General features: G+C 66.5%; 23 protein-coding genes. 14 read left to right on the top strand and 9 right to left on the bottom strand.

All coding sequences use genetic code 11. The annotated features are described in order from the left end of the window. Positions 1-40: 40 nt before the first annotated feature. Both metG and BOO69_RS12460 read right to left on the bottom strand, forming a co-directional pair. Positions 41-1,753 (bottom strand): methionine--tRNA ligase, encoded by a 1,713-nt coding sequence (gene metG / locus BOO69_RS12465; RefSeq protein ID WP_071972456.1) that lies wholly within the window; start codon positions 1,751-1,753, stop codon positions 41-43. 64 nt (positions 1,754-1,817) lie between these two features. After that, a complete protein-coding gene (locus BOO69_RS12460; protein WP_071972455.1) occupies positions 1,818-3,047 on the bottom strand; it encodes an MFS transporter in 1,230 nt (409 codons plus the stop codon). A 176-nt stretch (positions 3,048-3,223) separates the two neighbouring features. On the opposite strand from BOO69_RS12460, the gene BOO69_RS12455 reads away from it, so the two are divergent. Further along, positions 3,224-4,267, top strand: a complete 1,044-nt coding sequence (locus tag BOO69_RS12455; protein ID WP_071972454.1) for an aldo/keto reductase — start codon at positions 3,224-3,226, stop codon at positions 4,265-4,267. Positions 4,268-4,304: 37 nt separating this feature from the next. Here the strand turns inward: BOO69_RS12455 and BOO69_RS12450 are convergent, their stop codons facing one another. After that, entirely contained in the window at positions 4,305-5,375 is a 1,071-nt protein-coding gene (locus BOO69_RS12450) for a GlxA family transcriptional regulator (RefSeq protein WP_237267452.1), read from the bottom strand. Here BOO69_RS12450 and bcoG point away from each other — a divergent pair. From bcoG to BOO69_RS12430, 4 genes are read left to right on the top strand one after another with little or no spacing between them, the layout of a single operon-like run. Beyond that, complete coding sequence (gene bcoG / locus BOO69_RS12445; protein ID WP_071972453.1) at positions 5,344-6,255, top strand: 3-dehydrocarnitine:acetyl-CoA trimethylamine transferase BcoG; 912 nt, start codon at positions 5,344-5,346, stop codon at positions 6,253-6,255. The two genes, BOO69_RS12450 and bcoG, sit on opposite strands and share 32 nt — an antisense overlap. Further along, positions 6,252-6,797, top strand: a complete 546-nt coding sequence (locus BOO69_RS12440) for a lipocalin family protein (RefSeq protein WP_083545516.1) — start codon at positions 6,252-6,254, stop codon at positions 6,795-6,797. Before bcoG ends, BOO69_RS12440 begins: the two co-directional genes overlap by 4 nt. Further along, positions 6,794-8,266 carry a carnitine 3-dehydrogenase gene (locus BOO69_RS12435; protein ID WP_071972452.1) on the top strand — a complete coding sequence of 491 codons (1,473 nt, stop codon included), beginning with the start codon at positions 6,794-6,796 and terminating at the stop codon, positions 8,264-8,266. The genes BOO69_RS12440 and BOO69_RS12435 overlap by 4 nt, the downstream gene beginning before the upstream one ends. Continuing rightward, positions 8,263-9,009 carry an SDR family oxidoreductase gene (locus BOO69_RS12430; RefSeq protein WP_071972451.1) on the top strand — a complete coding sequence of 249 codons (747 nt, stop codon included), beginning with the start codon at positions 8,263-8,265 and terminating at the stop codon, positions 9,007-9,009. The genes BOO69_RS12435 and BOO69_RS12430 overlap by 4 nt, the downstream gene beginning before the upstream one ends. Positions 9,010-9,052: 43 nt before the next feature. Here the strand turns inward: BOO69_RS12430 and BOO69_RS12425 are convergent, their stop codons facing one another. Continuing rightward, on the bottom strand, positions 9,053-9,913 hold the full coding sequence (locus tag BOO69_RS12425; protein WP_071972450.1) for a helix-turn-helix domain-containing protein: 861 nt from the start codon (positions 9,911-9,913) through the stop codon (positions 9,053-9,055). Positions 9,914-10,017: 104 nt separating this feature from the next. Between BOO69_RS12425 and BOO69_RS12420 the strand changes: the two genes are divergently transcribed. Then, positions 10,018-10,971, top strand: a complete 954-nt coding sequence (locus BOO69_RS12420; RefSeq protein WP_083545683.1) for a fatty acid desaturase — start codon at positions 10,018-10,020, stop codon at positions 10,969-10,971. Positions 10,972-10,985: 14 nt separating this feature from the next. Further along, on the top strand, positions 10,986-11,903 hold the full coding sequence (locus BOO69_RS12415) for an EamA family transporter (protein ID WP_071972449.1): 918 nt from the start codon (positions 10,986-10,988) through the stop codon (positions 11,901-11,903). On the opposite strand, the gene BOO69_RS12410 is transcribed toward BOO69_RS12415, so the two are convergent. After that, complete coding sequence (locus BOO69_RS12410; RefSeq protein ID WP_071972448.1) at positions 11,900-12,595, bottom strand: NUDIX hydrolase; 696 nt, start codon at positions 12,593-12,595, stop codon at positions 11,900-11,902. The genes BOO69_RS12415 and BOO69_RS12410 overlap by 4 nt on opposite strands. Positions 12,596-12,628: 33 nt before the next feature. Further along, the gene (locus BOO69_RS12405; RefSeq protein WP_071972447.1) at positions 12,629-13,030 is read right to left on the bottom strand and encodes a DUF983 domain-containing protein; all 402 of its coding nucleotides are present in this window, start codon (positions 13,028-13,030) and stop codon (positions 12,629-12,631) included. A gap of 201 nt (positions 13,031-13,231) precedes the next feature. Here BOO69_RS12405 and BOO69_RS12400 point away from each other — a divergent pair, with 201 nt between their 5' ends. The 5 genes from BOO69_RS12400 to BOO69_RS12380 all read left to right on the top strand — a co-directional run bounded on the left by BOO69_RS12400 (position 13,232) and on the right by BOO69_RS12380 (position 16,017). Then, on the top strand, positions 13,232-13,810 hold the full coding sequence (locus BOO69_RS12400) for a CREC-EF hand family protein (RefSeq protein ID WP_071972446.1): 579 nt from the start codon (positions 13,232-13,234) through the stop codon (positions 13,808-13,810). Positions 13,811-13,877: 67 nt separating this feature from the next. Next, on the top strand, positions 13,878-14,459 hold the full coding sequence (locus BOO69_RS12395) for an RNA polymerase sigma factor (protein WP_071973801.1): 582 nt from the start codon (positions 13,878-13,880) through the stop codon (positions 14,457-14,459). After that, positions 14,456-14,797 carry a hypothetical protein gene (locus BOO69_RS12390; RefSeq protein WP_156874921.1) on the top strand — a complete coding sequence of 114 codons (342 nt, stop codon included), beginning with the start codon at positions 14,456-14,458 and terminating at the stop codon, positions 14,795-14,797. The genes BOO69_RS12395 and BOO69_RS12390 overlap by 4 nt, the downstream gene beginning before the upstream one ends. A 3-nt stretch (positions 14,798-14,800) precedes the next feature. Continuing rightward, on the top strand, positions 14,801-15,319 hold the full coding sequence (locus BOO69_RS12385; RefSeq protein WP_071972445.1) for a periplasmic heavy metal sensor: 519 nt from the start codon (positions 14,801-14,803) through the stop codon (positions 15,317-15,319). A 206-nt stretch (positions 15,320-15,525) separates the two neighbouring features. Next, positions 15,526-16,017: a hypothetical protein gene (locus BOO69_RS12380; protein ID WP_071972444.1), complete on the top strand. Its 492-nt coding sequence runs from the start codon at positions 15,526-15,528 to the stop codon at positions 16,015-16,017. Between the two features lie 37 nt (positions 16,018-16,054). Here the strand turns inward: BOO69_RS12380 and BOO69_RS12375 are convergent, their stop codons facing one another. The 3 genes from BOO69_RS12375 to BOO69_RS12365 are packed head-to-tail and all read right to left on the bottom strand — an operon-like array spanning position 16,055 to position 18,620. After that, positions 16,055-16,627, bottom strand: coding sequence for a TadE/TadG family type IV pilus assembly protein (locus tag BOO69_RS12375; protein ID WP_071973799.1), 573 nt, complete (start codon positions 16,625-16,627; stop codon positions 16,055-16,057). Next, on the bottom strand, positions 16,627-17,151 hold the full coding sequence (locus BOO69_RS12370) for a TadE/TadG family type IV pilus assembly protein (protein WP_237267451.1): 525 nt from the start codon (positions 17,149-17,151) through the stop codon (positions 16,627-16,629). The genes BOO69_RS12375 and BOO69_RS12370 overlap by 1 nt, the downstream gene beginning before the upstream one ends. Positions 17,152-17,162: 11 nt before the next feature. Beyond that, positions 17,163-18,620 carry a Tad domain-containing protein gene (locus tag BOO69_RS12365; protein WP_071972442.1) on the bottom strand — a complete coding sequence of 486 codons (1,458 nt, stop codon included), beginning with the start codon at positions 18,618-18,620 and terminating at the stop codon, positions 17,163-17,165. A 344-nt stretch (positions 18,621-18,964) separates the two neighbouring features. On the opposite strand from BOO69_RS12365, the gene BOO69_RS12360 reads away from it, so the two are divergent. Both BOO69_RS12360 and BOO69_RS23060 read left to right on the top strand, forming a co-directional pair. Then, positions 18,965-20,395, top strand: coding sequence for a Glu/Leu/Phe/Val family dehydrogenase (locus tag BOO69_RS12360; RefSeq protein WP_071972441.1), 1,431 nt, complete (start codon positions 18,965-18,967; stop codon positions 20,393-20,395). Between the two features lie 138 nt (positions 20,396-20,533). Then, a complete protein-coding gene (locus BOO69_RS23060) occupies positions 20,534-20,707 on the top strand; it encodes a hypothetical protein (RefSeq protein ID WP_156874920.1) in 174 nt (57 codons plus the stop codon). The last annotated feature ends 102 nt before the right edge of the window (positions 20,708-20,809 follow it).

The raw sequence follows: 20,809 nt of genomic DNA, 5'->3' as shown, positions 1-20,809 counted from the left end.
GATGCAACGGCGCGGGCAGGTGCCGCGCGGGCGGGCGGGGTCAGTCCCGCTTGCCCGCGAACCGTTCGGCCCAGGCCGCGCGATCTTCGTCCGAGATCTTGGCGAACAACACCTCGGGCACGTCAAAGGCGTGCCCGGCGGGAAGGGCGCCCAGGGCGGCAGGCACGTCATCTGGCCATGCCGCGTTCTCGACCCGCATCGCGGTCAGCATCCGCGCCGCCGCATCGGGGATGAAGGGCGCCGAAAGCGTCGCGTAGAGCGGAATGAGGTTAAGCGCCAGCCGCACCTGCGCCGCTGCCTTGTCAGGGTCGGTCTTGAATACCGTCCACGGCGCCTGCGCCTGCAGGTACTCGTTCCCCGCCGCCCAGATCGCCCGCAGTTCTGACGCCGCCTTGCGCACCTCGACCGCTTCCATCTGCGCGCCGTACCGCGCCACCCGCTCGGTGATGTCGGCGATCAGCGCCTCCTCCTCGGGGCCATAGCTGCCGGCCTCCGGCACGGTCTCTCCGAACTTCGAGCGGCAGAACTTGGTGATGCGGCTCACGAAGTTGCCCAGCACATCCGCCAGGTCCTTGTTCACGGAGGCCTGGAAATTCTCCCAGGTGAATTCGGCGTCCGAGGTTTCGGGCGCATGGCTCAGCAGCCACCAGCGCCAGTAGTCCGCCGGCAGGATCTCGAGCGCCTGATCCATGAACACGCCACGCCCGCGCGACGTGGAGAACTGCCCGCCATCGTAGGTCAGGTAATTGAACGACTTGATGTAATCGACAAGTTTCCACGGCTCGCCCGACCCCATAATCGTCGCGGGGAAACTGAGGGTGTGGAAGGGAACGTTGTCCTTGCCCATGAACTGGGTATAGCGCACGTCGTCGGCGCCCTTGTCGGTGCGCCACCAGCGTTCCCAGTCCTCTCCCTTGCCCGCGTCGACCCACTCCTGTGCGGACGCGATGTATTCGATGGGCGCGTCGAACCAGACGTAGAAGACCTTGCCTTCCATGCCCGGCCAGTCTTCGTCGCCGCGCTTGACCGGTACGCCCCAGTTGAGGTCGCGGGTGATCCCCCGGTCCTGCAACCCGTCGCCGTCGTGAAGCCATTTCTTCGCGATGGAGGTCGTCAGCACCGGCCAGTCCGTCTTGGACGTGATCCAGTCATTCAGGACGTCCTTCATCTGGCTCTGGCGCAGCATCAGGTGCTTTGTCTCGCGCATCTCGAGATCCGTCGCCCCCGAGATCGTGCTGCGCGGATTGATCAGGTCGGCGGGGTCCAGCTGCTTGGTGCAGTTGTCGCACTGGTCCCCGCGTGCGTCTTCGAACCCGCAATTGGGGCAGGTGCCTTCGACGTAGCGGTCCGGCAGGAAGCGCCCGTCGGTGGGCGAATAGATCTGCTCCTGCGACACTTCCTCGATCAGCCCGCGGTCTGCGAGAACCCCGGCGAAATGCTGCGTGAGCGCGTGGTTCTGCGGCGAGGAGGAGCGCCCGAAGTGGTCGAACGACAGGCCGAACCCTTCGGCGATGCGGGCCTGAACCGCGTGCATCTCGGCGCAATAGTCGGCCACCGGCATGCCTGCCTTGGCCGCGGCCAGTTCAGCCGGGGTGCCGTGTTCGTCGGTGGCGCAGAGGAACAGGACCTCGTGCCCCCGGCCGCGCAGGTAGCGCGCGTAGAGATCGGCGGGCAGCTGGCTGCCGACGAGGTTTCCCAGGTGCTTGATGCCGTTGATGTAGGGGATTGCGGATGTGATGAGATGTCGGGTCACGGGGCATGCCTCTGGTCAGGGATTGGCGGTGCTTTAACAGCCCCCGAAGCCGCATGCCAGCCCGTCAATCGCCCCTCCCGTCGCGCGCCCGCCCGGTCAGCCGTCCGATCAGGAAGCTGGTGCGCGGCGCATAGACATAGCGGGTGCGGCGCGGCGTGGCCCGACCACGGCGCATCCGGAGCAGGCCGAAGACCACCAGCACCCCGTGCCCCACGCTGATCATCATGAACAGAGCGCCCGGGCCGAAGCCGTCGATCAGAACGGAAGCGATATAGGGGGCGAAGATGGCCCCGGCCGCGAACCAGAACATCAGCGCGGCCGACAATTCCACCCGCTCGTCGTCGCTGGCGAAGTCGTGGGCATGGGCCGCGGCGACCGAGTAGATCGGGAAGGTGGTCAGCCCGAAGAGGGCGGCGGACAGGAACACGCTGACCGTCCCGAGCCCGGCAGCGGAGACGGTGACCCCGCAGGCCAGCATGGCTGCGACCGACAGCCAGATCAGCACCCATCGCCGGTCGAACTTGTCCGCAAGCCAGCCCACGGGCCATTGCGCGATGGCCCCGCCCAGCACGAACGCGGCGAGAAACCAGGCGATCTGCGCGGCGGTCAGGCCGACTTCCTGACCGTAGATCGGGCCCACCATGCGGAACGAGGCACTGGACAGCGCCGCCACCACGACGCCCGCCGCCGCCAGCGGCGAGCGGTCGAAGGCGAGGCGCGGACGCAGGCGGGGCTGGGCCGGCGTTTCGGGCTGCTGCACCTTGCTGAGCGTGATCGGAAGCAGCGCCGCGCAGCAGACGATGGCAAGAATGTTGTAGGAAACGTAGGAGGCCGGGGCGAGGATGCCGACGATCATCTGGGCGCAGAGCGATCCCGTCATGTCCACCACCCGGTAGACCCCCATGGTGCGGCCACGCGTCTGGTTGGTCACCTTGGCCTGCAGCCACGCCTCGATCACGGTGTAGCACCCCGCGACGCAAAGCCCCGAAGCCACGCGCATAAGGGTCCAGGCCAGCGGATCGACCACCAGCATGTGGGCCATCAGCCCGATCGCGCCCGTCGCGGTGAAGGCGGCGAAGGCGCGGCTGTGACCGACCGACCCCATCAGGCGCGGCGCCCACCAGCAGCCGATGAAGAAGCCAAGGAAATGCGCCGAGCCGAGCAGGCCGATTTCCTGACGGGAAAACCCCAGTGCCGTCCCCGACAGCACGTCGAGCGGCCCCACGCCGCCCGACGACAGTTGCAACAGGATGACCGAGAAGAACAGGGCCGCAAAGGAGATCAGCAGACGCATGCACGTTCTTAGGCCCATTCCCCGGCCGAACCCAAGGCCATTCCCGACAGGCCGGGTCGCTTTTCGCAGGCCGGGCGGAAAAACCGCCCCGGCGGCGCGATCCGCGGCGGCGCGCTTTGAGACTTGCAGCGCCGGTCCGACGGGGTAGGGTGCGCGCCAAAAAGGGGACACGGAAAATGCAGAAACGCAGACTGGGCGGCAGCGACCTGCTGGTGACGGACCTGTGCCTGGGGTCGATGACCTGGGGCACGCAGAACACCGCCGAAGAGGGGCACGCCCAGATCGACATGGCGCTGGACGCGGGCGTCAACTTCATCGACACGGCCGAGATGTATCCCGTCAACCCGATCAGCGCCGAGACCATCGGCCGGACCGAACGCATCATCGGCCTGTGGTTCGAGCGCGAGAACCGGCGCGACGACGTGGTGCTGGCCACCAAGCATTCCGGCGAAGGGATGCAGCACGTCCGGGACGGTGCGCCGATTTCGTCGAAGACCATCCCGGAGGCGATCGAGGGCTCGCTGCGGCGGCTGAAGACCGACTACATCGACCTCTACCAGTTTCACTGGCCCAACCGGGGCAGCTACATGTTTCGAAAGAACTGGTCCTTCGACCCGTCGGACCAGAACCGCGCCGAGACGATTGCGCACATGGAGGACGCGATGGGCGCGCTTCAGGCCGAGGTGAGGCGCGGCACGATCCGCGCCTTCGGTCTGAGCAACGAGAGCGCCTGGGGCATGACCCAGTGGGCCAATGCCGCAGAGCGCACCGGGGGGCCGCGCCCGGTGGCCGTCCAGAACGAGTATTCGCTGCTGTGCCGCATGGCCGACACGGACGTGGCGGAGACCTGCATCAACGAAAACATCGACATGTTCGCCTTTTCCCCGCTGGCTGCGGGTCTTCTGACAGGCAAATATCAGGGCGGGGCCGTTCCGGACGGCTCGCGCATGTCGCTGAACGGGGACCTCGGTGGGCGCAAGACGGACCGCGCCTTTGCCGCGGTGGACGCCTATCTGCAGGTGGCGCGGGACCACGATCTCGACCCTGTTCAGATGGCGCTGGCCTGGTGCCGGGCACGGCCCTTCATGGGGTCGATGATCTTTGGCGCGACCAGCACGGCGCAAGTGCAACGCGCGCTGGGGGCGGCGGAGCTGACCCTGAGTGATGAGGTGAACGCGGCGCTGGACGCGGTCCACAAGGCGCATCCGATGCCCTATTGAGCGGGCGGAATTTTGGAAAATTCCGCTGCGAATTTTTTCAAAAATTCGCCTGTTGCGCCCCGTGTGCGCCCCGGCGCATCTGGCTGGGTGATTGCCGGAACCGCGCGCGGAAGGCCCGCGAGAACGCGGCGGGCGAACCGAAGCCGGTGGCGAGAGCCACCTCGTTCAGAGGCAGAGGGCTGTCGCGGACCATCCGCTCCGCCTGCGCCAGCCGCAACGCGAGGTAATGCGCCTGTGGCGTGACGCCCAGGTGCATCCTGAACTGCTGCTGAAGCGCCCGTTCCGACACCCCCAGTCCCGCCGCGATCTCGCGCAGGCGCAAGGGGGCGTCCAGCGCCGCTTCCATCCGCTGCTGGGCCCGGGCGGTCAGCCGGGAGTGGCGCGGGTTCTGCGCCCGGCTTTGCGGGCGCGGGGGCGCCGGGTCGAAGATGAAAGCGGTGGCGATGCGCCCGGCGAGCGCCGCACCGTGGCGGTCACCGATCAGGTGCAGCATCATCTCGAGCGCGGGGGCGGCGCCTGCCGAGGTGAGGCGTTTGCCGCTGACCTCGTACCTTGTGTTGATCAGCTCCACCGCCGGAAATTGCTGCGAGAAGCGTTCGAAATCCTCCCAGTGGCTGGTGGCGCGGTGTCCGTCGAGGATCCCGGCACGCGCCATCACCCAGGGCCCGCCGTCGATGCCCGCGACCGTCGCCCCCTGGGCCGCGATCCGCCGCAGGCTCGCGGTGAGCTGCGGGGTGGTCTGGGCTTCCACCGCGAAGCCCGCGACGATGATCAGCAGATCGGTGACCGGCATCTTGTGGATCGCGGCCGCCGGGATCTGCAGCCCGCTGGTCAGCTGGACGGGGCGGTCCGTCGGGGTGGCGAAATGCCATTCATAGAGGGCGCGGCCCGCCTGCCGGTTCGCCGCGCGCAGCGGGTCCACCGCCGCCGCCAGCGTGAGCGTATTGCACCCGTCAAGAACAAGCAGGGTGGTATGGGTGATTTCTGCGGATTTCATCAACTTGATTTCGTATTGCGTAAAGCGGTCGCTGCCAAGACCCGTCATGATCCGGCCAAGCTGACAGAAAGGATGACCCATGCCGCTGACCATGAACCGCGATGTCTTCATCACCTGTGCCGTGACCGGATCGGGCGGCACGCAGGATCGCAGCCCCCATGTGCCGCGCAGCCCCGCTCAGATCGCCGAAAGCGCCATCGCCGCGGCAAAGGCGGGCGCGGCGGTGGTGCACTGCCACGTGCGCGATCCCGAGACCGGCAAGCCCAGCCGCGACCTCGCGTACTACCGCGAGGTGACGGAGCGCATCCGCGAATCCGAAACCGACGTGGTCCTGAACCTGACCGCCGGCATGGGCGGAGACATCATCTTCGGCCCCACCGAAAAACCGATGCCCCCGGTCGAGGGCACCGACATGATCGGCGCCTCCGAACGGGTGCAGCACATCGCGGAATGCCTGCCCGAGATCTGCACGCTGGATTGCGGCACGATGAACTTCGCCGAGGCCGACTACGTGATGACCAACACGCCGGGCATGTTGACCGCGATGGGGTCGATGATGACGGGGCTGGGGGTCAAGCCCGAGATCGAGGCTTTCGACACCGGGCACCTGTGGTACGCCAAGCAGCTGGTCAAGGACGGCGTTCTCGACGCGCCGGCGCTGGTGCAGCTCTGCATGGGGGTGCCATGGGGCGCCCCCGATGACCTGAACACCTTCATGGCGATGGTCAACAACGTGCCGGAGGACTGGACCTTTTCCGCCTTCGCGCTGGGCCGCAACCAGATGGCCTATGTCGCGGCCAGCGTGCTGGCGGGCGGCAACGTGCGCGTGGGGCTCGAGGACAATCTCTGGCTGGACAAGGGCGTGCTGGCGGAAAACTGGCAGCTCGTGGAACGCGCGGGCAGCATCATCGAGAACATGGGCGCCCGGGTCATCGGCCCGGCCGAGGTGCGCGAGAAGCTGGGGCTGACGAAGCGAGCGCCCAAGGCATGAGGCGGCTGCTGCCGGTGGCGTTTGCGGCGCTGCTGGGGGGATGCGCCGGAACGCCCGAGGATCCCTTCGCGCTGTTCCCTGTCTACCGGGACCGGGACGCGCCGATCGGGGCGATCGCCAGTTTCGCGCCCGACCGCTATCTCGGCCTGTGGCACGAGGTGGCGCGCTACCCGGTGCCATTCGAGACTGGCTGCCGGGGCGTGACGGCGGAATACACCGCCCGTGCCGACGGGCTGATCGGTGTGCGCAACATCTGCCGCAACGCCGAAGGCGCGGTGGTGAGCAGCATCACCGGCACGGCAGAGGTGGTCGGGCCGGGCCGCCTCAAGGTGCGCTTCGGCGCGGTGCCCTTCGTCGCCGCGGACTACTGGGTGCTCTGGGTGGATGAGGGCTACCGTACCGCCGTGGTGGGCACGCCCAACGGCCGCGCCGGCTGGATCCTGAACCGCGACCCCCGCATCCCCCGTGACAGGCTGGCGGCGGCAAAGGAAATACTGGATTTCAACGGATACGACCTGGAAAGGCTGGAGGTTTTGCAATGACGGGAACGGTGGCAATCATCGGCGGCGGTGTGATCGGCGGCGGCTGGGCCGCGCGCTTTGCGCTCAACGGTTGGACGGTGCGGGTGCATGACCCCGATCCGCAGGCGGAGCGCAAGATCGGCGAGGTCATGGCCAACGCCCGCCGGTCGCTGCCGGGACTGACCGACGTGGCCTTGCCCGCGGAGGGCCCGATCAGTTTTCACGACTCCATTGCCGAGGCCGTGGAAGGTGCCGCCTGGATCCAGGAAAGCGTTCCCGAAAGGCTCGACCTGAAACATGCGACCTTCGGCGCGATCCAGCAGGCCTGCGATCCGGAGGCCGTCATCGGCTCGTCCACATCGGGTTTCAAGCCGAGCGAGTTGCAGCAGGGCGCTGCCCGGCCGGAACAGATCATGGTCGCGCATCCGTTCAATCCGGTCTACCTGCTGCCATTGGTGGAACTGGTGCCGGGCGAGGGCAACGACGGCCCCATGGTGGCACGTGCCAAGGAGACCCTCACGGGGCTGGGCATGTACCCGTTGCACCTGCGCAAGGAGATCGACGCCCACGTCGCCGACCGTTTCCTCGAGGCCGTGTGGCGCGAGGCCCTCTGGCTGGTCAAGGACGGCATCGCCACGACCGAGGAGATCGACAACGCGATACGCTACGGGTTCGGCATCCGCTGGGCGCAGATGGGCCTGTTCGAGACCTATCGCGTCGCGGGTGGCGAGGCGGGCATGAAGCACTTCATGGCGCAGTTCGGCCCCGCGCTGAGCTGGCCCTGGACCAGGCTGATGGACGTGCCCGAGTTCACCGATGAACTGGTGGACCTGATCGCGGGCCAGTCCGACGCGCAATCCGGCGCCTACAGCATTCGCGAGCTGGAACGCATCCGGGACAACAACCTCGTGACGATGATGCGCGGGCTCAAGGCACAGGACTGGGGTGCGGGTGCGCTGCTGAACGCCCAGGAAAAGCTGATGCGCGCCGGCACGCCCATGGGCGTGCGCGCGGAAGACCTGCCTGCCGATGCGCCGGTGATGACGGCGCGGCGCACCGTGCCGCTGGACTGGACCGACTACAACGGTCACATGACGGAATCGCGCTATCTCCACGCGTTTGCCGACGCTACCGACCGTTTCATGGAGATCATCGGCTGCGACGCCGATTACATCGCCAATGGCGGCAGCTACTTCACCGCCGAGACGCATATCCGGCACCTCGACGAGGTTCACGCCGGGTCGGTGATCGAGATACGCACACAGGTGATCGCCGGGGCGGGCAAGAAGATGCACCTGTTCCACGAGATGGTGGAAGGTGGCAGGCTGTTGGCCACGGGAGAGCATTTCCTGCTGCATGTCTCGTTGGAGACCCGCAAGCCGAGCGCGCCGTCACCCGAGGTCGAGGCGGCGCTCGTCCGGTTCGCCGAAGGTCACGCGGCGCTGCCCCGACCGCAGGGCCTGGGCCGGGCAATCGGCGCGCCCCGGTGAAACGGGTCCTCATCACCGCCGGCGCGTCCGGCATTGGGCGGGCCATGGGCGAGGCCTTTGCCGCCGCGGGCTACGAGGTCTGGGTGACGGACGTGGACAAGGACGCGCTGGCGGGCTGTCCGGCGGGCTGGCACGGCCATCTCGCCGATGCCGGTAACGAGGAAGAGGTGCGCGCGGTCTTTGAAAGGATCGACCGGCTTGACGTGTTGTGCGCCAATGCGGGGATCGCCGGACCGACGGCCTTGGTCGAGAACGTCCTTCTGGAGGACTGGCGGGCCTGTGTCGGCGTGAATCTGGACGGGGCATTTCTCGCCGCCAAACATGCAGCCCCGCTCATGAAGCGGGCGGGACAGGGCGCGATGATCCTGACGTCCTCAACCGCCGGGATATTCGGCTATCCCAACCGCGCGCCCTACGCCGCGGCGAAATGGGGTGTCATCGGCCTGATGAAGACGCTTGCCATGGAGCTGGGTCCGCACGGGATCAGGGCCAACGCGATCTGCCCGGGCGCGGTGGAGGGGCCGCGCATGGAAGGCGTGCTGGAGCGCGAGGCCGCCGCCAAGGGCATGACCCGCGATCAGGTCTATGCGGGCTACGCGGCCGGCACCTCCATGCGCTCTTTCGTCGAAGCGCGGGACGTGGCCGACATGGCGGTATTCCTTGCCTCGGACGCCGCGCGGCGGGTCTCCGGACAGGTGATCGCCGTGGACGGGCATACCGAGAACCCCGACCCGAAGCTCTAGCCTGTCGAGGGCCGCGACGGGGAGGGGGCTGGAAGGGGGCGGATCAGCGGATAAGCTCGCGCATCTCCGACAGAAGGTCGGGAAAGTCGCGGGCCGTGGCCGAGGACTCTCGCACCAGCGTATCGAAGTCTCGGGTAAAGAGCTCGATCCGGGCGCGGTCCCGGAACGCGATGTAATGGCCGCCGGTGTAAAGCACGGCGATGAGCGGGCCGAAAATGGTGACCGGCGCCGAATAGAGCCGGCGGGCGTCGAACTGGTAGAGCCTCAGGCGCGGATAGAGTTGCCGCGAGAGGGCGATCATGCGGTCGCATTGCGTGCGCCGCACGGACGCGGACAGGCCGTGATAGTAGCCGACGCCGCGCATGAAACAGTCGAGTTCGAACAGCGGCAGCGCGATCTCGTATTCCGACGTGGCGTCCAGCATGAGGTCGAGGCGGTCGCGGGACGCGTTGATCGCCTGCTGCGCGGTGCGCCGCAAATGGGGCCCGTATTCCCATGCGAGCATGTCGTCGGTCTTGAGCATGTCGGGCAGGGCCGCGGGAACGTGACGGATCTTGTAGCCGCGCGCCTCCTGGTGCCAGACGAAAAGCTGGTCGTCGACGTAGGCGCGGGGAGCCTGCGACATCGAGATGCTGTTGGACATCAGGTCCGCGGCGGATTCGGGCCGGTCCGAGAGGCCCAGCAGCCAGTCGGCGGACACCCCGAGCGCCTGGGCACAGGCGCCGACCACATGCGCGCCCGGCAGCCGTGCGCCGCTGGCGGACAGCACCTGTGACAGGGTCGAACGGTCGGCACCGATGGCGCGCGCCAATGCGCTTTGGCTGCTACCCGCGTCGGCAATCGCCTGGGTAAGGCGAGCACGAAAAGTGCGGGCGCGGGATGTCTTGTCGTTTATCTTCGGCATGTGTTGTTTTTTATCACGGATTGTCCGGTTTGTTCACCATTATCTGAATGGCGGCACGGATCAAGACCGATCATCTTGGCGAAAAAAGACGCCAAGAGGGACATATGCAGCACAGCCAGACGGGCCAGACACTGGCCCCCCCGAGTATCGCCGGCCTTCACACCATCCTGCGCGCTGCCGCGCGATGGGAATGGCCGACCATCGGGCTTTTCCTCGCCGCCTATGCGCTGATGGGGGTTGCGCTGATGCTGACGGGCGGGGCCGTATCTTTCGTGCTGCTGGTGCTGGCGCTCACGCTGCACTCTTCGCTCAGTCACGAGATCCTGCATGGCGGGCCGTTCCGGTCAGCGCGGGCGGCAACGGTGCTGGGCCTGTTCCAGCCCGGCCTTTTCGTTCCCTACCTGCGGTTCAAGACGCTGCATCTTGCGCACCATCACGACTCGCGCCTGACGGATCCTTATGACGATCCCGAGAGCAATTACCTCGACCCGGACCTCTGGGATACGCTGCCGCGCTGGCACCGTGCGGTACTGCGCTGGAACAACACGCTGTCGGGGCGGATGCTGGTCGGACCGCTGATCGGAACCGCCGCCTTCCTGCGGGACGAGATCCGCCGCATCCGTTCGGGTGAGCCGGATGTCGCCCTGCATTGGGCGCTGCACCTGCCGGGGGTGGTCGCCACGCTGGTGGTCGTGACCGTGGCGCCGCTGTCGGTATGGACCTACCTCGCCGCGTGCTACGGTGCGCTGTCGGTGCTCAAGATCCGCACCTTTCTCGAACATCAGGCGCATGCGCGGGCGTCCGCGCGGACGGCGGTGGTGGAGGACAGGGGCCTGCTGGCCCTGCTGTTTCTCAACAACAATTTCCACGTGGTTCATCACATGCATCCGCAGGTGCCGTGGTACCGGCTGCCGGCGGTCTACGCCGCGCGGCGGGACAAGTTCCTGCGCCGCAACCAGGGATATGTCTTCCGGTCCTACGCGGAGGTTTTCCGTCGTTACCTCTTCGTGGCCAAGGATCCGGTGGCGCATCCGCTCTGGCGCGGCACCGGCGATTGACCTAAAGCGCGGGCATGACCGCGTCCTTGCCCGATCCATGGGTCTACGTGACCCTCGCTGCTGCCGCGTTCCAGACGGTGCGCTTCATGCTGCAAAAACACCTGGCGACGGCGACGCTTTCGGCAGCCGGGGCGACGTTCTCGAGGTTTTTCTATTCCGCGCCGCTCATCCTCGGGCTTCTCGCGCTCTACCTCGGTGCGGCGGGCAAGCCGCTGCCGCAAGTCGCGCCCGGTTTCTGGCTGTTCGGTCTTGTCGGGGCCTCGGCCCAGATCCTTGCCACGGTCTGCGTGGTCCTGCTGTTCAAGCAGCGCAACTTCGCGGTGGGGATCACCTTCAAGAAGACGGAAGTGATCCAGACGGTGCTGGTGGGCTGGCTGGTGCTGGGCGAAGGCGTGTCCTGGCCGGGGTTCGCGGCCATCGCGCTGGGTATCATCGGCCTGCTGCTGCTTTCCGGAGGGGCGGAGGTGCGCGGGCTGCGGTTGCGCCATCTGCGCAATCGGGCGGCGGGTCTGGGCATCGCCTCAGGCATCCTGTTCGCGGTGTCCGCGGTCAGCTACCGGGGCGCCTCGCTGGGTGTGGCGGAGGCCGATCCGGTGCTGCGTGCCGCGGTCACCCTTGCGGCGGTGGTGGCGATGCAGACCGTCATCATGCTGGTCTGGCTGCGCCTGCGCGAGCCGGGGCAGATCGGCGCGGTCTGGGCGGCGCGGCGGGTGGCGCTGTGGATCGGGCTGACCTCGATGGGCGGCTCCCTCTGCTGGTTCATCGCCTTCACCTTGCAGAATGCCGCCTATGTCAAGGCGCTCGGACAGGTTGAACTGATCCTGAGCGTCGCAGCGAGCACGCTTTTCTTTCACGAGCGCATCAGCGGTCGGGAATGGGCGGGGATGGCCGTTCTGGTGGTGTCGATCCTGCTGCTGGTGCTGGTGATCTAGCCTTCCATCGGCCTGCCGCGCAGGCGCAGGAACAGGCTTTCCTCGTCGTTATTCTTGAAGAAGGGGACGGAATCGGGCGGTGTCCGTTCGCGGGCGCGGGCCTCCACTTCGGCCATCACCACCTCCGTGATGAAGGGCATGTCGAAGGAGCGCGCCTCTGACAGCGGCACCCACTGAAGGTGGCTCAACTCGTCGCAGGCCGCGTCGAAATCGTCGAGATCCGAGGCAATGTCGTCCGCGTCGACCAGGAAGAAGCGCGCGTCGAAGCGGCGCGGCCGGCCCGGCGGGGTCAGCGCCCGGAAAGTGAATTGCAATGGCGCGGCATGGGGGACGTGGCCGGTGGCGGCAAAGGTTTCCCAGTCCGGCGGCGGCGGGGTGTCCCATGTTCCGGGCCGCCCGAGGATCAGGCCGGTTTCCTCCCACAGTTCACGGATCGCGGCAACGGCGATGGCATGGACGAGGCCCGGATCGGCATCTTCCGACATGCGCGCGGCGCAGGTTTCCGGCAGGGGGCTGGCAAGCGGCACATGCGCGTCGCCGGGGTCGACCGCGCCGCCCGGAAAGACGAACTTGTTCGGCATGAACACGGCCTTTGCGCCGCGTTGTCCCATCAGGATGCGGGGCGCATCGAACCTGTCGCGCAGCACGATCACGGTGGCGGCGTTGCGGATCTGGCTTTTGTCGATCGTCATGGCGTCCCTCGGTTCAGCGGCGCTGAAAGGGGATCAGGCCGAGGATGCGAAGCCGCCCATGCCCTTGGCCCATTGAAAGCCGATCATGGCCCCCTTCAGTCTGGGCAGAAGGTAAAGCGACAGGCCGACGCAGCCAACCGCAAAAATGGTGAACAGCGTCAGCGGCGCGGGCCGCCAGGTGACGAAGACCAGATGCAGCAGGGGCGCCATCAGGTGACCGACGAAAAGGATCGTCAGGTACGCCGGACCGTCATCGGCCCGGTGGTGATAGAATTCCTCGCGGCAGACGGCGCAGTCGTGATTGACCTTAAGATAGCTCTTGAGCAACGGCCCCGAACCGCAATTCGGGCATTTGCCACGCCAGCCACGGCGCATCGCGGGCCAACGCGCACGGTCCTGCGGCTCGATATGGGCGATGTTTGAATCTATGGTCATGGTCGGGTCCTCGTTGCTGTCCCTAGATGCGCCCGGCGGGTCGAAAATGAAAGAGGCAAGGCAGGGCTTGCGGCGGTGTGTCGCAAAGTCGGCCTGTGACGGTGGCCGGAAAATCCGCCGGAACCGCGACGGAACCGCTAGCCTGCTCCGTACAAGGGATATCGCGCCGCACGAAGGGGCGTCGAAAAGAGGAGAGATCACATGAAATTTCGAGCAACAGTTCAACTGGCCACCCTGAGCACGCTGATCGCGGTCGGTGCCGTGGCGGGCGCCAGTGCGAAGCCCGGCGACCGTGCCGCCATGTTCGGCGAGATCGACGCGGACGGCAACGGCGCGATCACCCGCGAGGAGATCGAGGCGCATGCGGCCGCACGGTTCGACCGGGTGGACGCGGATGGCGACGGGTTCCTGACCGCCGATGAAATGGCGGCGGCCCGCGATGCGCGGCGTCAGGAAAGGGCGGCACGCATGGTCGAGGAACTGGACACCGATGGTGATGGCGCGCTGACGGCGGCGGAACTGGCCGCGCGCGGGCAGAAACGGGGCGACGGTGATCGCGCGGAGCGCTGGCAGGCGCGCATGATCGACCGCATGGACAGTGACGACGACGGCAGGCTGAGCCGCGCCGAGATGTCTGCCCGGCGCGACATGCGGAAGATGTTCGACCGGCTGGATGCGGACGGCGACGGGGCGCTGACCACCGAGGAGTTCGGCAAGATGCGCGGCCACGGCGGCAGGAAGCACCGTGGCCACGGCCGCGACGACGCCGACAAGGGCTGAGATCGGGATGGGGGTACCGGTCGGGTCCGCTTGCTTCGCGGGTCCGGCCGGGCTAACCGCTGACGCGATGCATCAGGCTTCGTCCGACCCTGCCTCCGACGCGGAGGCCGCGCTGCTGGCACGCTACGCGGCTGGCGATGCCGCCGCTGCGCGGTTGCTGACGGCCCGGCTGACGCCGAGGCTCTACGCCCATGCCTACCGGGTGCTGGGAGAGGGGGCGGAGGCCGAGGACGTGACACAGGAGGCACTGCTGCGGCTGTGGAAGATCGCGCCGGAGTGGCGGCCTGGCGAGGCACGGGTCGCGACGTGGTGCTACCGGGTCGTCGCGAACCTGTGTATGGACCGGTTGCGCCGCCGTCGCGCCGTCCCGCTGGAGGCCGTGGCCGAACCGGAAGACCCGCGGCCCGATGTGGCGGATCGCATGCAGCAGCGGGCGCGGACCGACGCTTTGCAGGCCGCATTGCAAAGCCTGCCTGACCGCCAGCGGCAGGCGGTGGTGCTGCGCCACATCGAGGGCCTGTCGAACCCGGAGATCGCCGAGATCCTCGAGATCGGGGTCGAGGCGGTGGAAAGCCTGACGGCGCGGGGCAAACGCGGGCTCGCGGCGGCGCTGGCCGATCAGAAAGAAGCGTTGGGATATGAGAGATGATTGATACCGATCAAGACGACGCAGGACTTGAGGCGCTCTTTGCCGGGGCGCGGGCGGATCCGCCCCGGGCATCCGACGCGCTGCTGGCGCGGGTGGAAGATGACGCGCGCCGGTTACAGCCGCGCGGGACGCCGGCATGGCGGGGATGGTGGCGCTTGCTGGGCGGCCTGCCCGGCATGGGCGGCCTTGTCACCGCCACCTGCGTGGGCTTCTGGCTGGGCGTGGCGCCGCCGGACGGGGTGCCGGACGTGGCCGGGCAGTTCATGGACGAAGCGGTGTCGGTCGACCAGACGGCGCCGGACCTTTCCGCCTTCGGGTGGGACAGCGAAGAGGGTTGAGAAATGGATGATGCACGCAAACCCGCAGGACGCCGCTGGCGCTGGGTGCTGGTGGCCTCGCTGGCGCTGAACCTCGTGTTCGTCGGGCTGATCGCCGGCGCTGCCTACCGCCACGCGGGAGGGCCCGGCGCGCGCGACCATGGCGGCGGCCCCGGCGCACGCAGCTACGCGACACCCTACGTGCGGGCATTGCCCCGAGAGACGCGCCGCGCCCTGTTCCGCGACCTGCGGCGATCCGGCAGCGGCATGCCCAGCCGGGAAGAACGGCGCGCCCTTTACGATCGGGTGCTCGCTGCCCTGCGGGCGGAGCCTTTCGAGGCCGATGCCGTGCAGTCGGTGCTGCGGGAACAGGGACGCATCGCGGTCCAGCTTCAGACCGCGGCGGAGGGGGCGTGGCTGGCGACGGTGACGGCGATGTCTCCCGCCGACCGCGCGGCCTATGCCGACCGGGTGGCGGAGGAACTGGCACGTCGCCCCGGCAAACGGGGCAAGAAGGCGCGGGATGAGGATGCGGACCGCTGAAGCGCGCTGGCGGCGCCGATCCGCAGGGTTGTCCAAGATTTCGGGTCACCGGCAATACCCCGGACTGATCCATCGCGGGGAAGGGCCGGTCCGGCCCGTCGATGTTCAGGGCAGGGCTCTTGCCGGCGCTTTGGCCTGCGCCGTCACTTTCCGTTTCCAAGGCGCGTGAAATCGCCTAGGCAGTGCCAAAGCCCGAAGGACATCGCATGAACCTTGACGACGAAAACGAAGTGCTGGCCACCGTGCAGGCCTCTGCCGGGCGGCGTATCCTGGGCATCGGCTGCCTTCTGGTGCTGGGTGTCCTGCTGATCTACCTCGCTTTCGCCACGCCTCCGTCGCTGCCCTGGCAGGCGTTCCTGATCCTCGTGGGGGCGGGGGCCTTGTGGTGCGCGGATGCGATGCGGCGTGCGACCGCCAGCCGGGTCGAACTGACCCCGCTGGTTCTGCGGGACGCCGACGGGACCGTGATCGCGCAGGTCGACGGGATCAGCGGAATCGACCGGGGTTTCTTTGCCTTCAAGCCGTCCAACGGCTTCTTGCTCAAGCTGGACACCCCCGGCGGTCGTGCGTGGCGGCCGGGTCTGTGGTGGCGGGTGGGCCGGCGCATCGGCATCGGCGGCATGACACCCGGCAGCCAGACCAAGTTCATGTCCGAGGTGCTGAGCGCCCTTCTGGCACAGAGAAACCCGCCGGACTGAGGTCAGGCGGGTCCGCTGCCTGCCGCGATGGGCAGGGTCAGTTGCAGTATTCCCAGCACACGCGCGGCGCGTACCGGGGCCGCGTGAACACGAAATTCTGGATTTCGCGCTCTTCCAGCCCGGTTGCGAAGGGTGGGGTATAGTCGCTCCAGGTCTCCACCAGTACCACGCGTTCGTTGTCTGGCATGACCGGCAGACGGTTGTGCCAGTTCCGCACGGTGCTGCTGGTCAGTGCGGCGACGTCACCCCGGGTGCGCGACCAGTCGGTGCGGTACCGGTTGTTGTCGGCATCGAACCAGATCGAACTGACCCGCATCGCGGACTGCCCCTCGCTGAGAGAGAGGTATTCGAACAGGCTGTGCATCCCGTCGAGATAGTCGTCGTCCAGCGGCAGCGTCTCGCGCGAGATCGCGTCGCCCACGGTGAAGGCGGCCTTCTGGTTGATCCCGTACATGCGGAACGCATCGAAGATCGAGAACATCGCGAGGAAGGCCCAGAACATCACCGGCAGCACGATCATCGCCTCGATGGAGATCGACCCGTCCTGCTTGCGAAGGAAATCGCACCGCAGGATCTGCTGCATCCTGAGCTTGATCAAGGTTGCACCCATCATTTTGGCTCCTGCACAAAGGCGGAGACCGCGATCAGCCGCGCCCGTCCACTGCCATCCTTCTCGAGCGACTTGCCGAGGCCGGTGGTGGCGAAGACCGGCTTGAACTTCACGCAGGCCCGCATGATCATCACCTCGTGTTCACGGCCCAGGACGAAGCCCCGTACCGGGCTGGCCGGCGCCGAGGTGTCGACGCAGTCCGGCGTCTGGTCGAAGGTCGCGAAGGCACGGGGGAGCAGCGGGATCATCTCGAGCCGCAGGGTGCTGTCGCAATCTTCGATGAAGCCGGCGTTGTCGCAGACGATCTGCTTGATCTGGTCGTGGGCGATGGGGGTGTTGGTGCTCAGGCGGATGTAACGCACCGCGATGTCCACGCCCCGGTCAAGGTACATCTGCCGCATGGAATAGAGACCCATCTCGACCGCCATCATGAATGCACCGAACAGGATCGGCACCAGGATGCAGAATTCGATCAGGAAGATCCCGCCTTCTTCGTCCCGGCGGAACCGGAACAGGCGCCTCATGAGTGAAGGTTTCATTGTGTCAGCCTCAGCTGGTTGATCTGGCGTGCGATGGCTTCGAAGGCGTCCTCGATCTCCACTCCTTCGACGCGGAAGAAGTGGCTGGGCGACGAAGCGCAGTCGCGCATCACGTTGGCGCCGTGGTCGGTGACTTCGAAGCCGATCGACCAGATCACGATCCGTGCCTGCTTGGCCGCGTCACAGATGTTCGACAGCAGCCGGTCGCCCTGGGATGCGTTGTACTTCTCGTAGTAGAAGTTCGAGCGGTAGTAGTAGTTCACGTAGCGGTTCATGTAGTACTGAAGGTTGTAGCGGCTCCAGTGCACGATCTCGCTGTCGCTGTCGTAGTACCAGTCAGGGATGCGCATCGACCGGTCGTTCTGCCCGTCCGTCATCAGGATGACGGTCTTGAGCGTTTCGGGGTCGTCCAGCGCCGAAGGACGGTTGGAAAAGGCGGGGTCGGCCTTGCCCATTCCGGCCAGGTTGCTGATGATCGGGCGGAAGTCCGGATCGAGCATGCCCACGGCCCACTTCATCCCGAGGAAGATCGACGTACCGGCGCGCGGCTTGAACTTGTTGATCTGGGACTTGAGCGCATAGGCGTTCTGGCTGAAGGCCGTGATTGCCTCGTAATCCTCGCCGGTGTCTCCGTTCCGGTCGCCATTGCGCGGGCAGACGGTGTCATACAGCGTGTTCTGGTAGCTGCCGCTTTCGATGGAATAGGTGTTCCACTGGAAGTGCTGCATCTGGTCGTAGGTGCGCGAACGGTTGAACCGCAGATTGTCGAACTCCGAATCCGGGATCTCGATGCAGTGCGACCAGGGGTGCACGCGATTGACGTTGAGCTGGTTGAAGATCGCGGGCCCGGCGTTCACGTGTTCCGAGTAGGGGATGAGCGACACCGAGATCAGGTTCTCGTTTTCCGGCTTCAGCACGGTATCGACAAAAACGCCCGCGGCGTTCTTGAGGTTCTGCATCTTGCCGTTGTCCTTCATCGAGCCCGAGATGTCGACGACGAGCGAGATTTCGACTTTCTGGATCTTTTCCTCGGCCTTGGCACGGGCGGGCACCGTCAGGTCCGACACGCCCAGCGTGTCCATGAACTGCGTCTTGATCGTGTTGGTGGCGTCCACCGTGACGGTCCGGTAGTTGAGACCTTCATCGACGTTCACTGCCGACACGTATTCGGCCATGCCGGACTTGGCGAAGTAGTCGCGCACCACGGCCTCGGGGTCGAGCGTCTGGTCGAGGTCGGCGGCGGCCAGCACGGCGCGGTCCGAGACCGCCTGCAGGCGCGTACGCTCCATCTCGTGGCGCATCATGTCGACGCCGATGCCGCCGATCATCAGCATGATGACGACCATGAAGCAGGCGAAAATCGTGATCGATCCGTCCTGATCCTTCGAGAAATGGCGCGACAGTGCCAAGAGGTCCCCGGCTGTCAGGCGATTTTCACGTGTAGAACGTTTCATATTTGTTAACCTTTCTTACCGAGACACACTTCGCGTGCCGGACTTCGGGCAGGGTTTGCCATTGGCTTCTTGTGCCCCGGCAAGATGGCGAAAATTGGGCGGAAAAATGCCTAAACAACCAGATTCAAAGGGGAAATCGTGTTCAGTGGTGTCGCTGGGCCGGCACTGTCTCCGAACGGTGAACGATCATCCCGCTGGGGTTGCGAATCGGGTCAACCGCCTGTCCTGCAGGCGGCTTGGTCATTTGGGTCGCACTTTGAAAAAACCGCCCTTAGGGTGGGGCTGCCGGACCGCGGCACGGACGAGTCGCGCCCGGAACCGGACAGCAACGACTGGAGAAGACGATGACCCCATCCAATGAGCCGAGTTTCCGCGAGAGCGTCGACATGATGTACAACCGCGCCGTGGCGCTGATGGACCTTTCTCCGGGGCTGGAGGAAAAGATCAGGGTCTGCAACGCCACGTACACGGTCAGGTTCGGGGTCCGGCTGCGGGGAACGATCCACACCTTCACCGGCTACCGGTCCGTCCACTCCGAACACATGGAGCCGGTCAAGGGCGGCATCCGCTACTCGCTGGGGGTGAACCAGGACGAGGTCGAGGCGCTGGCAGCGCTGATGACCTACAAGTGCGCCCTCGTCGAAGCGCCGTTCGGCGGGTCGAAGGGGGGGCTGTGCATCGACCCGCGCGAATACGACGAACACGAGCTGGAGCTCATCACCCGGCGGTTCGCCTACGAGCTGATCAAGCGCGACATGATCAACCCCGCGCAGAACGTGCCCGCGCCCGACATGGGTACGGGAGAACGCGAGATGGCCTGGATCGCGGACCAGTACAAGCGCATGAACACCACCGACATCAACGGTGTCGCCTGTGTCACCGGCAAACCGACCCACGCGGGGGGGATCCAGGGCCGGACGGAGGCGACGGGACGCGGGGTGCAATACGCGCTTCACGCCTTCTTCCGGGACCCCAAGGGCATGGAGCGCGCGGGGCTGACCGGGGAACTCGACGGCAAGAGGGTCGTCATCCAGGGTCTTGGCAACGTTGGGTATCATGCGGCCAAGTTTCTGAGCGACGAGGACGGCTGCCTCGTCACCGCGATCATCGAACGCGACGGCGCGTTGTTCGACGACAAGGGGCTGGACGTGGAAGAGGTCCATCGGTGGATTTCCAAGCATGGCACGGTAAAGGGCTATCCCGACGCGCCGCTCGAGACCGATGGCGCCAAGCTGCTCGAGGCGGAATGCGATATCCTGATCCCCGCGGCGCTTGAAGGGGTGATCAACCTGTCGAATGCCCACAGGATCAAGGCGCCGCTGATCGTCGAGGCCGCGAACGGCCCCGTGACCGCCGGGGCGGACGAAATCCTGCGCGAGAAGGGCGTGGTCATCATTCCCGACATGTATGCCAACGCGGGCGGCGTCACCGTGTCCTACTTCGAATGGGTCAAGAACCTGAGCCATATCCGGTTCGGCCGGATGCAGCGCCGGCAGGAAGAGGCGCGGCACCAACTGGTCGTGGACGAACTGGAACGGCTGAGTGCCGACACAGGAATCGGCTGGCAGCTGAGCCCCAACTTCAAGGAGAAGTACCTTCGCGGGGCAGGCGAACTGGAGCTGGTGCGCTCGGGTCTCGACGATACGATGCAGACCGCCTACCAGGCGATGGCCGAGATCTGGCACAGCCGCGACGACGTCGATGACCTGCGGACCGCGGCGTATATTTCGGCCATCGGCAAGGTCGCCGCCAGCTACCGGGCCAAGGGGATCTGACACGGCGCGCGGCATTCCGCCGAAAGCGCCTGATTACGCTCCGAACCGGGGAACCGCAGGCTCCCGCCAGAGTTGAGGATACGAAGGCAGCGGCCGGGGTTGTCCCGGTCGCGCCATCCCCAGAGAACGGAGCAGACGATGACCCGACAGCATCATGACTTCGGTACCAAGACACGACCGGACAGCCGGCAGATCCAGCGCAATATCCGCGTCGATCAGCAGGAATTCCTGCGCCGGCAGGTCGGAAAGCTTAGCACACCGGCCGAAAGCGTCCCGGTCGCCCGCACGGAAGCCTCGACCGAACGGCGCTGAGCGACAATCCGGCCTCAAGACAACCCAAGGCGGCCCCCGTGGCCGCCTTTCGCGTTTCCGCCTTCGCGTCAGGGGCGTCGCCGGGGGAACAGTTTGTGTCGA

This window comes from Sulfitobacter alexandrii (assembly GCF_001886735.1).
Lineage (GTDB): Bacteria > Pseudomonadota > Alphaproteobacteria > Rhodobacterales > Rhodobacteraceae > Sulfitobacter > Sulfitobacter alexandrii.
This window is presented reverse-complemented; position numbering and strand designations above follow the sequence as displayed.

What these genes read in the sequence shown, in the direction of transcription:
- BOO69_RS12395 (WP_071973801.1), top strand. Translation starts at nt 13,878, where the DNA reads ATGCATCAGGCTTCGTCCGACCCTGCCTCCGACGCGGAGGCCGCGCTG.
- BOO69_RS12370 (WP_237267451.1), bottom strand. Translation starts at nt 17,151, where the DNA reads ATGAGGCGCCTGTTCCGGTTCCGCCGGGACGAAGAAGGCGGGATCTTC.
- BOO69_RS12420 (WP_083545683.1), top strand. Translation starts at nt 10,018, where the DNA reads ATGCAGCACAGCCAGACGGGCCAGACACTGGCCCCCCCGAGTATCGCC.
- BOO69_RS12455 (WP_071972454.1), top strand. Translation starts at nt 3,224, where the DNA reads ATGCAGAAACGCAGACTGGGCGGCAGCGACCTGCTGGTGACGGACCTG.
- BOO69_RS23060 (WP_156874920.1), top strand. Translation starts at nt 20,534, where the DNA reads ATGACCCGACAGCATCATGACTTCGGTACCAAGACACGACCGGACAGC.
- BOO69_RS12400 (WP_071972446.1), top strand. Translation starts at nt 13,232, where the DNA reads ATGAAATTTCGAGCAACAGTTCAACTGGCCACCCTGAGCACGCTGATC.
- BOO69_RS12390 (WP_156874921.1), top strand. Translation starts at nt 14,456, where the DNA reads ATGATTGATACCGATCAAGACGACGCAGGACTTGAGGCGCTCTTTGCC.
- BOO69_RS12425 (WP_071972450.1), bottom strand. Translation starts at nt 9,913, where the DNA reads ATGCCGAAGATAAACGACAAGACATCCCGCGCCCGCACTTTTCGTGCT.
- BOO69_RS12440 (WP_083545516.1), top strand. Translation starts at nt 6,252, where the DNA reads ATGAGGCGGCTGCTGCCGGTGGCGTTTGCGGCGCTGCTGGGGGGATGC.
- BOO69_RS12365 (WP_071972442.1), bottom strand. Translation starts at nt 18,620, where the DNA reads ATGAAACGTTCTACACGTGAAAATCGCCTGACAGCCGGGGACCTCTTG.
- BOO69_RS12435 (WP_071972452.1), top strand. Translation starts at nt 6,794, where the DNA reads ATGACGGGAACGGTGGCAATCATCGGCGGCGGTGTGATCGGCGGCGGC.
- BOO69_RS12375 (WP_071973799.1), bottom strand. Translation starts at nt 16,627, where the DNA reads ATGGGTGCAACCTTGATCAAGCTCAGGATGCAGCAGATCCTGCGGTGC.
- BOO69_RS12450 (WP_237267452.1), bottom strand. Translation starts at nt 5,375, where the DNA reads ATGAAGACATCGCGGTTCATGGTCAGCGGCATGGGTCATCCTTTCTGT.
- BOO69_RS12380 (WP_071972444.1), top strand. Translation starts at nt 15,526, where the DNA reads ATGAACCTTGACGACGAAAACGAAGTGCTGGCCACCGTGCAGGCCTCT.
- BOO69_RS12410 (WP_071972448.1), bottom strand. Translation starts at nt 12,595, where the DNA reads ATGACGATCGACAAAAGCCAGATCCGCAACGCCGCCACCGTGATCGTG.
- BOO69_RS12415 (WP_071972449.1), top strand. Translation starts at nt 10,986, where the DNA reads ATGACCGCGTCCTTGCCCGATCCATGGGTCTACGTGACCCTCGCTGCT.
- BOO69_RS12405 (WP_071972447.1), bottom strand. Translation starts at nt 13,030, where the DNA reads ATGACCATAGATTCAAACATCGCCCATATCGAGCCGCAGGACCGTGCG.
- bcoG (WP_071972453.1), top strand. Translation starts at nt 5,344, where the DNA reads ATGCCGCTGACCATGAACCGCGATGTCTTCATCACCTGTGCCGTGACC.
- BOO69_RS12460 (WP_071972455.1), bottom strand. Translation starts at nt 3,047, where the DNA reads ATGCGTCTGCTGATCTCCTTTGCGGCCCTGTTCTTCTCGGTCATCCTG.
- BOO69_RS12385 (WP_071972445.1), top strand. Translation starts at nt 14,801, where the DNA reads ATGGATGATGCACGCAAACCCGCAGGACGCCGCTGGCGCTGGGTGCTG.
- BOO69_RS12360 (WP_071972441.1), top strand. Translation starts at nt 18,965, where the DNA reads ATGACCCCATCCAATGAGCCGAGTTTCCGCGAGAGCGTCGACATGATG.